Raw genomic sequence first — 483 nt, 5'->3', positions numbered from 1 at the left:
CGATGCTCGACGATCTCGAAGCCTGGCTCACCACCCGGCTCGGCAAGAGCATCGTGCGCGCCCACGATACCCCCAACTTCGTCGCCAACCGCGTCGGCGTGTTCTCGATCCTCGCGGTGATGCACCATACCGCCCAGATGGGGCTCGGCTTCGACGAGGTCGACGCACTCACCGGCCCGAACATCGGCCGCCCCAAGAGCGCCACCTACCGCACCGCCGACGTGGTCGGGCTCGACACCCTCGCGCACGTGGTGAACACCATGGACGCCACCCTGCCCGATGACCCCTGGCATCGCCATTTCAAGAGCCCGGTGTGGCTCAAAGCGCTGATCGACAAGGGCGCACTCGGCCAGAAAACCCGCGCCGGCATCTACCGCAAACAGGGCAAGCAGATCATGGTGCTCGACCTCGCGCAGCAGGACTACCGCGCCAGCGCCGCCGAGGTGGCGCCGGAAGTGGCGGCGATCCTCAAGAACCGCGACC

At 67.3% G+C, this 483-nt stretch carries 1 protein-coding gene; it reads left to right on the top strand.

The window, feature by feature from the left end; translation table 11 throughout:
- A partial coding sequence (locus tag GQB03_RS22650) for a 3-hydroxyacyl-CoA dehydrogenase family protein (protein WP_235027188.1) occupies positions 1 to 483 on the top strand: 483 nt, incomplete at both ends.

The organism is Cognatazoarcus halotolerans (genome assembly GCF_009800965.1).
GTDB lineage: Bacteria > Pseudomonadota > Gammaproteobacteria > Burkholderiales > Rhodocyclaceae > Cognatazoarcus > Cognatazoarcus halotolerans.
This window is presented reverse-complemented; position numbering and strand designations above follow the sequence as displayed.